12 protein-coding genes are annotated in these 14,275 nt (G+C 58.2%); 3 read left to right on the forward strand and 9 right to left on the reverse strand.

The window, feature by feature from the left end:
* Positions 1 to 68 precede the first annotated feature (68 nt).
* Genes Q7L05_RS02115 through Q7L05_RS02130 form a run of 4 tightly spaced genes read right to left on the reverse strand, consistent with a single transcriptional unit; the run spans position 69 to position 4,636 of the window.
* The gene (locus Q7L05_RS02115) at positions 69 to 2,072 is read right to left on the reverse strand and encodes an MtrB/PioB family decaheme-associated outer membrane protein (RefSeq protein ID WP_303901249.1); all 2,004 of its coding nucleotides are present in this window, start codon (positions 2,070 to 2,072) and stop codon (positions 69 to 71) included.
* A gap of 25 nt (positions 2,073 to 2,097) precedes the next feature.
* Entirely contained in the window at positions 2,098 to 3,003 is a 906-nt protein-coding gene (locus Q7L05_RS02120; RefSeq protein WP_303901251.1) for a DmsE family decaheme c-type cytochrome, read from the reverse strand.
* Positions 3,004 to 3,010: 7 nt separating this feature from the next.
* Positions 3,011 to 3,997: an ethylbenzene dehydrogenase-related protein gene (locus tag Q7L05_RS02125; RefSeq protein ID WP_303901253.1), complete on the reverse strand. Its 987-nt coding sequence runs from the start codon at positions 3,995 to 3,997 to the stop codon at positions 3,011 to 3,013.
* A 33-nt stretch (positions 3,998 to 4,030) separates the two neighbouring features.
* Complete coding sequence (locus Q7L05_RS02130) at positions 4,031 to 4,636, reverse strand: NapC/NirT family cytochrome c (protein WP_303901255.1); 606 nt, start codon at positions 4,634 to 4,636, stop codon at positions 4,031 to 4,033.
* 228 nt (positions 4,637 to 4,864) lie between these two features.
* Between Q7L05_RS02130 and Q7L05_RS02135 the strand changes: the two genes are divergently transcribed.
* Together Q7L05_RS02135 and Q7L05_RS02140 are read left to right on the forward strand one after the other, a co-directional pair.
* Positions 4,865 to 5,728 (forward strand): PhnD/SsuA/transferrin family substrate-binding protein, encoded by an 864-nt coding sequence (locus Q7L05_RS02135; protein ID WP_303901257.1) that lies wholly within the window; start codon positions 4,865 to 4,867, stop codon positions 5,726 to 5,728.
* The gene (locus tag Q7L05_RS02140) at positions 5,709 to 7,436 is read left to right on the forward strand and encodes a sensor histidine kinase (protein WP_303901259.1); all 1,728 of its coding nucleotides are present in this window, start codon (positions 5,709 to 5,711) and stop codon (positions 7,434 to 7,436) included. The genes Q7L05_RS02135 and Q7L05_RS02140 overlap by 20 nt, the downstream gene beginning before the upstream one ends.
* A gap of 21 nt (positions 7,437 to 7,457) precedes the next feature.
* Here Q7L05_RS02140 and Q7L05_RS02145 read toward each other — a convergent pair whose 3' ends face one another.
* The 3 genes from Q7L05_RS02145 to Q7L05_RS02155 form a co-directional block, all read right to left on the reverse strand.
* On the reverse strand, positions 7,458 to 7,832 hold the full coding sequence (locus Q7L05_RS02145; protein WP_303901261.1) for a hypothetical protein: 375 nt from the start codon (positions 7,830 to 7,832) through the stop codon (positions 7,458 to 7,460).
* A 342-nt stretch (positions 7,833 to 8,174) separates the two neighbouring features.
* A complete protein-coding gene (locus Q7L05_RS02150) occupies positions 8,175 to 9,074 on the reverse strand; it encodes a mechanosensitive ion channel family protein (protein ID WP_303901263.1) in 900 nt (299 codons plus the stop codon).
* 270 nt (positions 9,075 to 9,344) lie between these two features.
* Positions 9,345 to 10,712, reverse strand: a complete 1,368-nt coding sequence (locus tag Q7L05_RS02155) for a DUF2254 domain-containing protein (RefSeq protein ID WP_303901265.1) — start codon at positions 10,710 to 10,712, stop codon at positions 9,345 to 9,347.
* 211 nt (positions 10,713 to 10,923) lie between these two features.
* Between Q7L05_RS02155 and Q7L05_RS02160 the strand changes: the two genes are divergently transcribed.
* Positions 10,924 to 11,232, forward strand: coding sequence for a DUF4242 domain-containing protein (locus Q7L05_RS02160; protein WP_303901267.1), 309 nt, complete (start codon positions 10,924 to 10,926; stop codon positions 11,230 to 11,232).
* 57 nt (positions 11,233 to 11,289) lie between these two features.
* On the opposite strand, the gene Q7L05_RS02165 is transcribed toward Q7L05_RS02160, so the two are convergent.
* Positions 11,290 to 12,660 (reverse strand): sigma-54-dependent transcriptional regulator, encoded by a 1,371-nt coding sequence (locus Q7L05_RS02165; protein WP_303901269.1) that lies wholly within the window; start codon positions 12,658 to 12,660, stop codon positions 11,290 to 11,292.
* Entirely contained in the window at positions 12,657 to 14,111 is a 1,455-nt protein-coding gene (locus tag Q7L05_RS02170; protein ID WP_303901271.1) for a sensor histidine kinase, read from the reverse strand. The genes Q7L05_RS02165 and Q7L05_RS02170 overlap by 4 nt, the downstream gene beginning before the upstream one ends.
* Positions 14,112 to 14,275 lie beyond the last annotated feature (164 nt).

Raw genomic sequence — 14,275 nt, forward strand, 5'->3', positions numbered from 1 at the left:
CTCTCTCTCCTCTGGATTCGTATGGCATCGGCGAAGAATCGCCTGTACCACTTCACTGCCCCTGGTCGTCAGAAACGATACGCAAGGGAAAGTCCGATCGACTGCGCCTGGTATTCGGTATCGTCCTGTCCCAGGGTGATGATGTTGCCTCCTGCGGTGACAATGTTTCCTGTGGTCGACCAGTCGTCCGAGTCGTAGTCCTCGAACCGGTAGCGCAAGCGCAGACCAAGCTCCCGGTTGACCTGGTAGCCGGCGTAAAGGTCGATACGCTTGACACGGGTGGTGACGTCCGGAAGGCGTCCGTCGCTGTCCACATCCAACTCCGCCAGTGATTCGACCCAGCTGAAGTCACCGCCCAGTTCAAGCTGCTCGTTCATCCTCTGCGTCTTGCCCCCCACTCCCACGGCCAGCACCTGTTCACGACGGTCGCCGACCCAGGTCTCTCCGGCCTGTGTGCTGTCCGACTCTTCATAACTGACGAAACCGTGCAGACTGCTCAAGGCACTGATCGCCAGATAGCTGTCGAGGGAGGTGATGTGACGATCGGCCTCGGTCAGTCCCAGGTCGGATTCATCGTATCGATCGCGCAGCAGATCACTGGTCAGGCTCAGGCTCAGGATCTCGGTAGGAAAGTACTGGGCGAATACACCCCCACGAGTACGGTCCCGGTCTGCCCAGGCGTAGTTGCGCAATTCGTCAGGCCCCGTCTCCCGCGTGTAGGTGGAGCCGCGGCGGTTCTCCTGCCCCAGACTCAGACCACCCGACAGCCGTGGTCCGATACCGGTACGAAGGCGCGCCCGCACGCTGTTTTCCTCGGAGCTCTCACTGTGGGCGGGATCACGCTCGGTGTCGGTATACCGGTAATCCAGATTGAGCCGGGTGGCTGAAGCCAGGCGGTAGTTGCCCCCCAGGTCGAAGCGGTGGCGGGTGTAGTTGTAGGAAGGGTCGATCACCAGGGTGTTATCGCGCACCACCTGGCCGGTATCGTTGTCGCGCCGATCCATCTGGTAGCCCGACGTCAGGCGCAGTTTGGCGGTTGGCCTGCCGGTAATCTGGAGCCCCAGGCTGGAGGTGTCCACTGCCGCATCGAGGGAATCGCGCGACATTGCGGCAACGCCGACGAACCGCGCATCCTGCAGACTGCGTCCGACACTGGCACTGGCCGACAGATGGGTCTGTTCGCCGAGACGGTGGTTACCCGAGGCGTACACCTCGTGATGCTCGTTGTCTGGCGCCCGGGCTTTCTCCTCCCCCTCACCTGCCCAGTCGACATCATGGGCATTATCCCAGCGCAGGACGTCGTACTCATTGTTGAACTGGACAGTACGGTAGCCGAACGCCAGGTGGCTGTCCTCGCCTCGCCAGGCTGCGGCGATGTCGTAGCGTTTGGTGGTCTCATCGACCGGCAACGGAGCGATAATCGACTCTCCCACCGCCCAGTGACTGCCCAGGCCGATGGTCCCGGTCCCTTCACGGGTTGTCTGGGAGAAGGAGCTTCGCAGGCTCCAGCTGGACGACAGATGAACCTCGCCCCCCAGTTCCGCCTGCTGCCGGTCCAGACCGATCTCCACCGGACGCAGATGCTCCTCGATGGTTGCCTGGCTACCCTCCTCCGGAAGGCGCAGATTACCGCCCGTCTCCCGAAACGGGGTCAGGGTATCATCGGCCTTGCGGGTGGGAATCTCCGTATAATCGAAGAAGATCCGGTAGCGGCCCTGCTCGCCATACTCGGTTTCCAGCTGACGGGAACGCAACCCGAGGTTGCGGGCTCGCAGTGACCAGTGGCGTGCGCGATCACTATCGTGAGGATCACGATGCCGCAGGTCGGCATCCAGGATGAGGTAGGCGCCGCTGTCGTCCAGGCCCGTGAAGTGACCAAAGCGGTAGGCATTGCCGTCCATCTCATCGACATAGCCAAGACCGACCTCAACCTCACTGCTGATTTCAGTCAGCTCGGCCCACTTTTCCTCGTCCCGCTCGACTGTCTCGCCGAGGTCCATATCAAATGCATGGGCCGTACCGGCACACAGGCCAGTGGCAATCATCGCCGCCATGAGTTTGTTGTATCGCATATCACGCCTCCATCGTTCGCGCAGGTCAGCGCGTCAGTCTCTGGCCCTGTGGATGATTGCTGCCATGTACCTGCACGTGGCAGTTCAGACAGTTCTTGCCGGCCATGAAGGGGGTATCGAGACTGTCACCCCCAAAGGCGGCACTGGAATGAGTGCCGAGGTGGCACTGCTGGCAGAGCTGCGGTCCGCGTACTTTCAGCATGGGCTGATGGATCGAACCGTGTGGCTGATGGCAGGTGGTGCACTCCTCTGTCACCGGGGCGTGCTCCCACAGTACCGGGCCCCGTTTTTCCGCGTGACAGTCGTAGCAGGTCTCATTGACGTTGCTGCGACGCAGCAGCGATTCATTCAATGTGCCATGGGGATTGTGACAATCACTGCACGACATGGCCCCATCCTGCACAGGGTGTGCCGATGGCCGAAGGGCCTCACTCTTCTGACGCGCATGGCAGCTGGTGCACACCTCGGTCTGCTTCCGCTCGTCGAGGATCGGGTCGCGAGGAACATGCACCGTGTGACAGGAGACGCAGGCCAACTCTTCGAAGTTATGCATACTCCCGCGCCAGTGCATCCGCGCCCCACTGTCATGACAGCCAAGGCAGGTCTCGTTCTGCTTCGCCACACTGGTGTGTTCCTCACCAAAGGTTACCGGCGGAGGTGTCCTTTCCTCGTCGTCGGCAGGCGCCTTCATGTGCTCGCCACCATCACCATGACACCCCTCACAGGCATTGGGCGCGAAAGGGGTACGCTCGTCGGCCATGACGGCATGCGGCGTTTGCAGGATGTTCAGTACCGGAGACTCCCACGTCTCATCGTGACAACGGGTGCAGCTCTCCATGTCGCGCGCCAGCACGCCGCCTGCGGAGATCAGCAGGAGCAGTAAGGCCACGAGGAAAGCACTGCAAAGGGATCGCTGTCTGGTGGCGTTCATGATTGGTCTACCTCTTGCTGGCCTGCAGATCAGCGTCGCCGCCATTCAGTGATACGCTGTGGTCCAGTGAGACGTAGTGAGCGCGGCCCGTTGCATGGCCATCGTGCAGGGCGAAACCCACCATCAGCTTTTTGGCCTCGCTGAGGGTTTTGTAACCGTCACCGGGTGCCGTCAGGTCACGGCTCAGTACAACTACCCAGCGATCCTCCTCCCGGCTGACGTCGACATCGACTTTGCTGTCAAACGTCTCGTGGCGTTCATCGAGGATGTAGCCATGCACGGATTTGGCTTCGCCATCGACACCCACACGGGCCTGCCAGTACTCCATGAAGTGATTGCCGGCCAGCAGCTTGGCGATTTCGTCATCGGTCTTGACGTTGTCACCGCCGCCGCTTCGCGACATCTTGTTGCGTGAGGCAGAAAGATACTTGACACGCTCTTCACCGTTGGCGCTCGCCATGCGGTTGGCGTCATCGTGACAGGTACCCCAACAGCCGGCTCTGGTGGCCTCCCCGACACCACCGTTATCGAGCATCATGGTGACGCGCAGGGCATTGTCCTTGTCCATTGGCTCAACAGGCTTGTAACCGGTGTCCGGCCACGCGAGGCGCACATGGAGGCGTTCGCCGTCGTTGACCATCTTCACGTCCAGTTTCACACTGCCCGGCTTGCCATCAATCGGCGTCGGTTCAAGTTTCTCCCCGGCTACGATGAGCTTGCCGATATCCCCCTCTTCGCCTTTATGACAGTAGGAACAATTACGTCCCTGGCGGAAACGCTCGTTACCGCTGTGATCGCTTTGTGTCAGTGCCCACTCCCAGGAGGCCTGCCCGGGGTAGAACAGTGTGACCTCGTTTCCTTCCACACCGTCCCAGTCAACGGCTTCGGCACTGACATACACCGGCGCCACGAGCAGGGCAGCGGCGAGCATTGCCGGCCGAAGCGTCAAAGGTGAATGCAAGGTTTCTTTCTTTGTAACTCGATTTTTCAGCATGGGTCTTCTCCTGCCAGTCGCTGGTATTTGGAACTAGAATGCCAAGTCGAAATCTGCGTTTTCTGTTTCGTCAGACTCGGGCACAGGTTCTGTGTGCGTAATGCCCTTGTGGCAATCGATGCACGTCTCACCTTGTTCCTGCGCCTCCTGGTGCTGCCGGCGCGCGCGCAAGGCCTGAACCTCGTAATTCATCGAACCCCAGGCATGGCAACTCCGACAGGTGGCGGAGTCAGACTGCTTCATGCTGTGCCATACCCGCTCCGCCATTTGCAGTCGTCTCTCTTTGAACTTTTCCTCGCTGTCTATCGTCCCCAGCATCTCGTGCCAAACGTCCTTGGCCGCCATAACCTTGGCGCGCATCTTTGGCCAGAAGGACTTGGGCACATGACAGTCCGGGCAACCTGCAGAGACACCACTGCGATTCTTGAGGTGACCGCTCGCGGTATATTCCTGATAGGGGACATCCTTCATGCTGTGACAGGAGATACAGAATTCCGTGGTGTTGGTTGAGTCCACGGCGACGGTAAAGGCAGAAGTAGCCAGTACGCCTGCCACCAGGCCCACCGCCACCAGCGTGCCAACGGCGAAGCGGCGGCTGGGTCTGCCAAGTTTTGAGATGAATGCCTTGATAAAGCCCACGTCTCGAATCCTCACGATAATTGGTTAGCGTCGCTAACAGAGACCATCGCAAGTTCCGGGCCATGTTCTTTTAAACCGCCAAGTCAAGGAATTTGTTGGGTATTTGATAAAAAAGAGAGACTAAAAGCGGTCAAGGCCTATCAAGAGTTGATTGCAAGGGGTCGGTTTTTGACCGTTTGCCGCGGTTTCAGATCGGTGTATAACCGTTGATGGAGAAAGGGGGGAAGTATGCGAATACTCATACGCTGCCTTGGCGCATGGCTCTTCTTGGTACTATCAACCACAGCGCCAGCCTTGCATCTATCGGACAACAGCGTACGTTTTGGTTTTACCGCGGTAGTATCGCGCTCGGACATCGACACTATCACTCAACTGCTGGGTTACATTTCCCAACGCCTGGACAGGGATATCTGGCCGGTGTTCACCAGCTCGCAGGATGAAATGAATCGCCTGGTCCTCAGTGGCGCAGTGGATTTGGCCTGGATTGACCCGGCGGGGTTTGCCACTGAAAGACCGATGCCGATTGTGGCGGTGCCCAGTCGAAAGGAAGGTCCGTTCTACTATTCCTATATTATCGTGCGCAGCGATCGTGACTTCACGGGGCTGGCTGACCTGCAAGGCAGGCCTTTTGCATTTTCAAACCTGCAATCATTTTCCGGCGCACTGGCACCCTCCTATGAAATGGCACTCAACGGGCAGTTGGCAAACCGTTTTTTTCGCCCACTCATCTACACGGATGATCATGACAATACCATCAAGGCGGTGACCGGTGGTTTCGTCGACGGAGGCAGCATCAGCAGTCTGGTATTCCATCAACTGGAGTCCAGGGCCAGCGGTCTATTGGAGAGACTTCGCGTCTTGAAACGGTTCGGTCCCTATCCTGCCCCACCCATTGTCGCCTCTCCCGGTCTTCAGAAAGATGTCCTCAGCGCGATGCGGCTTATCCTGCTATCGATGCACGATGACGACGAAGGGCGCGCCATTCTGAATCGGCTCGCCATACGTCATTTCGAATCGGTCGATCGGGATCATTACACCTCGATAAAAGATATCCTTGATACGTCAGCAGCCCATGAAAATAAAGCCAGGTAGCTCCCGGTCCCTGCGGCTCGGGCATAAACTTATTCTCGTTATCGTGTTTGTCGTTGCCTTGTCATCCATGGCGACCACGGTGCTTTTTTTCATGTATGGCCAGGACGTTGTCAGAGAAAGCATCTGGACGGACATGAAGAAATTGCTGCTTAACAAGGATGAGCAACTCCTCTCCCATGTCACTCGCCGGGACTACTGGTCGCTTTTTCGAATTGTGCAAGGTTTATCATCAAGTCACATTGTTGACTCGGCCTGGATCATGGACAAGGACGGATACATGCTGGCGCACTCGGATCCCGGCACCTACCCCGTGCTGAGCAAATCCACGGAAGCGTTGCACGCGGATATCTCACACCAGATAAGTGGCGTTTCCGGCTCCCTTGGAACCCTGTATATGGAAGTCAACGGTGCAGCCATCGCTTCGAGTTTGGCACCACTGAAAAAACTCGTTTACCTGGGCAATTTTCTCGTACTGACTATCAGCGTCGGGTTCGCCTGTTTTTTTTCACGCCATATCACCCGACGCTTTAATCGCATTTTTCATGAAGTTCAGAAGGCGGCACGTGGTCACCCCGGGGACGTGGATGAAGTGCGATTTTCGGAAAAAGACGAGATACAAACGCTGGCCAGTGAACTGAGACATGCCTTCCATGGCCTGGCCGACTCATTGGAAAACACGCGCTTTGCACAGGAGTTCTATAATTCCGTGTTGAGCACGGTACCGGATATCGTCCTGGTCGTGGAAGCCGATGGCACGATCATCTACGCCAATGCACAGCACGAGCAACTGGGCTATCAACTTCATCAGTTGCTGGGTATCCGCTGGCAAAGCCTTTTCAAGCAGACACCAACGCTGCAGCCCCATGGGGACACCTCATCGGGATGGTTGACGGGTGAGGGCGTCATATTGGTGAATGGGAGAAAGTTTCCCGCCCTTATTACCCTCTCCACCCTATCCAGCTACGACATCGTTGCGATCCAGAACATCGAGACGGTAAAGGCGCTGGAGCGACAGATACACTACGCCAACACCTTCTCTGCGCTAGGGAAACTCAGTGCCAACTTCGCGCATGAGATCAAGAACACCATTTCACCGATACGACTGCTCTATCGCATCAATCATCACACTGAACAGGACATCGCCATCATGGAACAATCCATCAAACAGGTTGATGCGTTGGTCACCAAATATCTCAACTTTGCACGTACCGATGCGGCCATATCGGACTTTTCAGTACGCATGGATCGCATCGCCATGGAGCTTCTCGCCCTGCACGACTGTCAGGTACAGGAAAAACAACTCACCATCAAGACACAACTCGAACCCGCCCCTCTGTACTACAACGAAGAGGCACTGCGCAGCATCATCAAGAACCTGCTGCTCAACGCGATCGATGCCTCACCACATGGCGCCTGTATCTGGCTGACACTGCATACGAGGGATGAGCAGGTAGTACTTACCATGGCCGATATGGGAGAGGGGATCTCCGATGATGACAAAGAGCGGATCTTCGAGCCTTTTTTTACCACGAAGCCCAGCGGTTCGGGAATCGGACTGGCCACCGTCAATCATCATGTCCAATCCATGTCCGGGCACATGATCGTTCGGAACCGTCCCGATGGCGGTGCATTCTTTACCGTGATTTTGCCCAAAAATCGACAGCACACATTCAACACGGAAAAACTGCAACCACTCCCCGAAAGCTGAAATTCCAGCCCCCGTTCCCGGTCATTGCTTAGCCGATGTGTAATGGATGCGCACGCGCGCTATCTCCGACGAGCGGCTCTGCAAGGGCAGGCGGAAGGTAAGTCGTTGGCGGTTGGGACTGTGGTGAAGAATGCGGCGTGGCGTGTAGATTGCCTCATGGCGCTCCAGTACTGCTCCACCAGCATCAAGGATATCGATGTGAACCGGCACGCGGGCGTTGGCATAGGCCGGATGGTGGTGGATCCATTCAGCGCGCAATTCGAATCCTTCGTCACGCTCGACCAGCTGGACGCAACTGACACCGATAGGGGGACGGCCCTGCTCTTCAAGAACCAGCGCTGCCGCCGGAGCGATGCCGGTCAACCAGAAACCGATCGCGATCAGTCTGCCCCTCATTGAAGCGCGCATCCTGTTCCTCCTGCCAGGGTAAACGCATACTCACATTTTTGATGCCTGCAAGCGATATAAGTCCTTGATAGCAGGTACGCTGTGAATACATCCGTGTACGCTCGACGGCAGCATCCCTGCTGCCGACGACCTGCTATCAAGGACTTACACCGCTCGCTTTGAAGTATGCGGTTGCCCTGTTCCTCCTGCCCGATCCCTTCAGTCACAGGATAGATCGTGCCAGGGGGCTCCGTTGCCGAATAAGAAGCCCATACGGCAGCCCTTTCCCATCACCCCTAAACAGGGGCAGGCAGTCGGGTATTACCGGTTTCCCGGGATCGCAGGCGCGATTCAGCCCTTTTTAGCAGCCGCGGTGGTTCGGCGCCTGGCCGGCGCCTTCCTGGCAGCCGTCGGTGCAGCCGGGGCGCCGGCTTTGTCAGCGCTAATGTGTACCGTCCGCTGCGGGAAAGGAATCGTGAAGCCGTTGACCTCCAGTGCCTTCTTTCCCTCTCGGTGGAGGAAGAAGAATACCGCCCAGTAATCATCCTTATCGACCCAGCAGCGCATATTGACGTTGACCGAGCTGTCGGCCAGCGCATTGATCATGGTTTCGGCCGGCGCGTCGGTCAGGATCCGCGGGTCGCTCTTCAGTAGATCGAGCAAAACAGCCATCGCTTTTTCCAGGTCATCTTCATAGGCGATGCCAATAGCCACATCGATGCGCCGGGTCGGGTTGCGCGAGTAGTTGAGAATGGAGCGATTCCAGATATTGGAATTCGGTACCGATCGATAAACCCCGTCAAAGGTCTTCAACTCGGTGGTGAACAGGCCGATCTCCAGGACGGTGCCCGCAAGTCCCTCGGCATCGATATACTCGCCCACCCTGATAGGCCGTAGGATCAACAACATCATTCCGGCGGCGATGTTCGACAATGTGCCCTGCAAGGCCAGACCGATGGCCAGGCCAGCGGCACCCAAAACGGCAATCAGCGAGGCCGTTTGGATCCCGAATTGCGCCAGCACCATGATGCCGAGGAAAACATACAGGGTATAACCGATCGCGGCGGCGAATACCGGACGCAAGGTGTCATCCATCCACTCAAACCGCATCAAGGCTCCCGGCAGCATTTTGGACACCCATTTAATGAGCACGACCCCGACCACCAACAGAATAATGGCACCGGCGAAACTCACCACATAAGGCCACACACTGCCCCCGACCGCAGCCGTGCCAGTACCGAAATCTTCCATTGCGCCTCTCCTTTAGTACGGATTGAGATGAAACCAGTATACGGAAAATAGACGGCCGGTTCTTTCACATCCGGTCACTGCCCAAGGTAAATGCATATTCCCATTTTTGATGCCGGCGAGCAAACTAAGTCCTTGATAGCAGGTACGCTGTGAATACGACCTACAGGGATGTAGGAAGTGAAGATTTGCCGACGACCCGCTATCAAGGAGTGACACCGCTCGCTTCAAAGTAGCCGGTTGCCCTCCCGGTGCCACCGGTCAGGCTGGGGACTACGCCCGTTCCGAGACGGTCGATCCGGAATCTTCTCCCTCGCCTCCTCCATCCGCCAAGGTACGGACCACGTGGGCGTAGAGCGTTTCGACGGTTTGCAGATCACGCTCCTGGTGACCGGCCCGTCGGGTCTGTTCCGCAATCCATCCGGCATGATGGGCCAAGGCCGCGCCGTCCTCCGGGCGACGGACGCGTCGGCCGTTGGTTTCGATACTCTCCAGCAGACGCAGCATGACCGACAGATGCCCGGCACCCAGTTGCCGGATCTGGTTGAAGGCGACGTCAGCCAGTTCGGCAAAGCTCAGGGCGGGGGCGATAACCCTTAGCCTGCCTGTTTGATCGAGGCGAAAGGGAGAAGGGATTTTCCTTTCGGCCAACCGCCCCAGGCCGTTTCCAATCCAATCGATGCAGGTAACCGCCGTCAACGGGTCGTTGATGCCCGGCGAAAGCGCCCGCACGGCGATAGACACCAGCTGTTGCATCGGATACTTCACGTCCTGGGTCGGTGTGCGCTGCCGTCCGATGATGAACATCGCGGCGATCGCCTCGGCCACCTCCTCGCTACAGCGTTCGGCCGGCCAGGCGGCCAGCAGCACAGTGCCGTCCCTGGCGAAGTCCCCCGGTGTACAGTGCACACAGAGGATGAGATCGTATCGTTCGGCGGTCGCCATCAGATTTTCATTTTCGATCGCCTGCAGATAGCCGCTATGCCTTGTTACTACCGCCTTCAGCTCATCGCCAGCAGCCTCCGGGACCGAAAATTCGCTATGCGTGTCCGGTTCAAGAGCTGTTCCCAGTCTCTCGGGGAACAGGTTATCGATCCCCTCGGCAAGCTCGGTGGCTATACCGGAGGCGAGGTTTTCCACTTGCAGTGACATCGATACGTGGTGGATGAAGTAGATGAGAACAGCGAGACTTGCGACGGCAAGGGCAACCGCCACGGTCACCGAGAAGTGCGGAATAAAGACCGTGTCGTTGGCTCCACCAACCGCGCGAAGCACCAGCAGGCAGTAAAGGAAAGTGGCGATGAAGGTGCCGAGAACGACCTGATTGCCCGGGTCACGCATGAAATTACGTAACAGCCGCGGCCCGAACTGGTTGGCCGCCAGCGTAAGTGCAACCACGGTAATCGAGAACACCATCCCTGCGACCGTAATCATGGAGGCGGCAATGGTGGTGAGCATGTCACGTGCGCCCTGGGGCTCCCCCGACCAGAACCAGCTGGTTTCCTGTGGCAACAAGCCGGGCGCTGCATCGAGCGTCAGGGTCACCAACGAGAGCAAGGCGGCAAGCAGCGCCATCAGTACCGGCACGAACCAGAAGCTGGCCCGAAGCTCCTGCCAAGCGTTGGCTATACGGCTTTTCACGTAGCTCCCGGCATCGAGCGCTGATAAATGGAATTACTAGCAAATATAGGGGACTTATCTATTAATCCAACATGGATTCTGTTGGGTTCAGGGCCATTTTGAAGGATGGTCCCTGGCACTGGCTCCGTTCATCCTCCGGAAAACTACCAGAGGAAAATCCCTTCGAGTTTTCTAGTCTCATGGCAGGAAGTTCACGAAAAGGAGCACCGCTATGGGCATGCAACTTTATGCGATTCGCCGCCGAAACGTCTCTTCGGACCCGAACGAGATGAAGCAGGTGGGAAAGCGTTCATCGGAAGTCGGAGAGGAGATGACGGGCCGTATCCGCTGGATACGGTCCTACGTGGTCAAAGAAGAAAACGGCAGATTGGGCACCATCTGTATCTATCAAGCCGTGGATGAGGAAGCGATTCGGGAACATGCCAGTCGGGCGGGAATGCCGGCGGATGAGATCAATCCGGTGCTCGATACGCTGGTGATGCGTGACGACCCGAAGTCGGCGAGCGAAGCGGCTTCATAAGGACAACAACCGCCAAGCGCAGCCCCCGAGCTCTTGATCGATCAGAGGGTGCGGTACTCAAGACTCATCCGCATTAATCCCGTGACGCTTGATCTTGCGCCACAGGGAAACCCTATCGATTCCGAGGATCCGGGCGGCCTGGGTCCGATTGCCAACGGTTTTTTCAAGCACCAGTCGGATGTACTGTGCTTCCCGCTCCTCCAGGGTCAGAGGGGGAGCCGAAGGCGTCCGGAAAAAAGCGGCATGGGTTTCCCGCAGGTTCCCCGGCAGGTGGTCCGCCCTCAGTTCGTCGCCGTTGGTCATGGCAACGCCAAATTCGATCGCATTTTCAAGCTCCCGAATGTTACCGGGATAGCCGTAACCGGTCAGTAAGGTCATCGCCTCCGGCGTAATGTCTCGCACGGATTTTTCGGCGATCGCGGCATGTTTTTTGAGAAAGTGGTAAGCCAACAGCGGCACATCACCGGAACGATGCGCCAGCGCCGGCAACTGCAACCGGACCACATTCAACCGGTAATACAGATCCTGGCGAAAGCTGCCTTCTGCCACGGCCGCCTCCAGATCGCGGTTGGTGGCCGCAATGTAACGAACATCGGTCTTGATCGGGCGAACCCCACCCAGGCGAAGCAGTTCCCGCTCCTGGATCACCCGCAACAGCTTCACCTGCATCGAGGGGGTCATCTCGGCAATTTCATCCAGCAACAGGGTACCGCCCTCGGCCGTCTCGATCAGACCCCGCTTGACCGTGTCCGCTCCGGTAAACGCCCCCTTCTCGTGACCGAACAGTTCGTTCGCCAGCAACTCCTCCTGAAAAGCGCCGCAGTTGACCGCCACAAACGGTGCTTCGACACGGGGACTGTGGGCGTGCAAGTAGCGCGCCAGCAATTCCTTGCCGGTCCCGCTTTCGCCGGTAACCAGGACGCTGCAGCCGCTGTCTGCGATCTGGTGGGCGGTCTCAAGCACCCTTAGCACCGCCTGGTCCTGGGTAATGAATTTGACCTGGCCCTGGTAGCTGTCCACCTGCCGCCGCAAGTTCCTGTTCTCATGCCGCAGACGCACCATTTCGACAGCGCCCCGGACCACTTCCCGGACCTCGTCCAGGCGGAAGGGCTTGGCGATGTAATGAAAGGCGCCCTCACGCAGCGCAGTGACCGCAGAGCTGAGCGTGGCATATCCGGTGATGACGATCACCGCGCTGTCGGGGTGGAGTTCCCTGCAGCGGTGCAGAATCTCCATTCCATCCACCTCCTCCATTCGCAGATCCGTCAACACGATGTCAAAGGGCCGTTCCTCTATCGCCCGAAGTCCACCCGGTCCGCTCTGCCGGGTGGTAATCGCGTAGCCCGCCTTCTTGAAGACGTGGGCGAGATTCTTCACCGCAATCGGTTCGTCGTCGATAATCAACAGAGAGATATCGGACTGATTCATCGGTTGGATTCCACTGCCGGTAATCGGATACTGAAGGTGCAACCCACTCCTTCTCGGCTACGTATCGCTATGCAGCCGTCGTGTTCACGGATAATTTCCTCGACGATGTAAAGCCCGAGCCCCATGCCGTGGCCCGTCTCCCGGGTGGTAAAGAAGGGGTCAAAGACCTTCGGAAGAATCGCCGCCTCGATACCGGGTCCATCGTCCTCGACCCGGATGATTGCCACCTTTTCGTCACCGCCGGGGCAGAGATCATTGCCGAAGACATACGCATCCTCTGCCGGAGCCGCCTCCCGCCCGGTGCGATACTCGGCACGGACACGCACCCGGGTGCCGGGACCTCCGGCGTCGGTGGCGTTCTTGATCAGGTTAATGAAGACCTGCTGCATGCGCTGCGAATCGACCCGAATCAGGAACTCTGGCGGGACGTCCGTATCCACCACCACATTCTTCAACTCCTTATGCAGCAGCAGCAGGACCTTCTCCAGTAGCGGCGACAGCAGCACCGGCTCCGTCGCAAACGGGCGATTTCGGGAGAAATCGAGCAGCGCGAGCACTATGCCGCGCGCCCGTTGTGTCTGCTCGTCGATCTGCTCCAGCCACTCCTGCATCAGCTCCCGGTCGCCGTCCTTTTGCTCTTCCAGCAACAACTGGCAGGAAGAGGAGATATTCGAGAGCGGGTTGTTCAGTTCATGCGCCACCCCCGAGACCAATACCCCCAACGAGGCGAGCTTCTCGGAGTGCAACAGTTGACGCCGTCGCGCCTCCAGTTCTCCCAGCATGCGGTTGAAGGCCCGGGTAAAAGAGACGATCTCGCGATCATCCGAGTGGGCGGTGAGGGCCCGGAAACGGCCCCGGGCGATCGGCTCCAGATTCGACTCCAACTGGCGTAGCGACCGGACTACCGCCTGCGACAGCAGCCGTCCGATCAGGACCCCGACCGCCCCCACCACCAGAACCGAGATCACCACAGCGATGCGTGAGTTGCGCAGGTATTGCAGCACCGTCGCACGTTCGCGCTCCGAGATGACGTCGGCGGCAATGGAAATGTCCCGCCCCACCTCACGAATGGGCGGTACCGGCTGACCATCCCGATTGTCGGAATAGATCTCGAGCAGGGCCCGGTAGCGTTCCAGGCGACGATCCAGCGTCACCAGCTCCTCCTGCGGTGCGAGCCCGGCAAACAGCTCGTCGTGGGTCACCAGGATCTCGCCGGCAGCCCCGTTGTGCTCGAACGCGGCCGAAAGGTCATCATTGCTGTGGTAGAGCAGATAGTTTTTCTCGAAACGCCGCATCTCCAATACGTGTTCGCTGAAGCGCGACACGGCTACCCCACTCTCCACCTGGTCTTCAAGGAAACGCAGGTCGAGATAGACCACGGCGGAGAGCGCCGCTACTACCGTAGCGAGGGCATAGGAACCCAGACGAATCTTGCCTTGCAGGCTGGCCATATACGTTTCAGTGTGAAACAGGGTGTTGCTATTTGTAACACCCACCATTTATCCAAGGCAAGTGGGGCGTGATGCAGCCAATGCTTCCTACAGCTGTTGCGAATCGCAACACAAACGCCATTCCCGGCTCCGCACCTTTCAAACAACTCAACGACTTAGAACAG

The sequence above is a fragment of the Thiohalomonas denitrificans genome, from assembly GCF_016841685.1.
Taxonomy (GTDB): domain Bacteria; phylum Pseudomonadota; class Gammaproteobacteria; order Thiohalomonadales; family Thiohalomonadaceae; genus Thiohalomonas; species Thiohalomonas denitrificans_A.

Excerpts from the sequence above, each read along its gene's own strand:
- Q7L05_RS02135 (WP_303901257.1), top strand. The coding sequence starts at position 4,865 with ATGCGAATACTCATACGCTGCCTTGGCGCATGGCTCTTCTTGGTACTA.
- Q7L05_RS02150 (WP_303901263.1), bottom strand. The coding sequence starts at position 9,074 with ATGGAAGATTTCGGTACTGGCACGGCTGCGGTCGGGGGCAGTGTGTGG.
- Q7L05_RS02120 (WP_303901251.1), bottom strand. The coding sequence starts at position 3,003 with ATGAACGCCACCAGACAGCGATCCCTTTGCAGTGCTTTCCTCGTGGCC.
- Q7L05_RS02125 (WP_303901253.1), bottom strand. The coding sequence starts at position 3,997 with ATGCTGAAAAATCGAGTTACAAAGAAAGAAACCTTGCATTCACCTTTG.
- Q7L05_RS02140 (WP_303901259.1), top strand. The coding sequence starts at position 5,709 with ATGAAAATAAAGCCAGGTAGCTCCCGGTCCCTGCGGCTCGGGCATAAA.
- Q7L05_RS02145 (WP_303901261.1), bottom strand. The coding sequence starts at position 7,832 with ATGAGGGGCAGACTGATCGCGATCGGTTTCTGGTTGACCGGCATCGCT.
- Q7L05_RS02115 (WP_303901249.1), bottom strand. The coding sequence starts at position 2,072 with ATGCGATACAACAAACTCATGGCGGCGATGATTGCCACTGGCCTGTGT.
- Q7L05_RS02160 (WP_303901267.1), top strand. The coding sequence starts at position 10,924 with ATGGGCATGCAACTTTATGCGATTCGCCGCCGAAACGTCTCTTCGGAC.
- Q7L05_RS02165 (WP_303901269.1), bottom strand. The coding sequence starts at position 12,660 with ATGAATCAGTCCGATATCTCTCTGTTGATTATCGACGACGAACCGATT.
- Q7L05_RS02170 (WP_303901271.1), bottom strand. The coding sequence starts at position 14,111 with ATGGCCAGCCTGCAAGGCAAGATTCGTCTGGGTTCCTATGCCCTCGCT.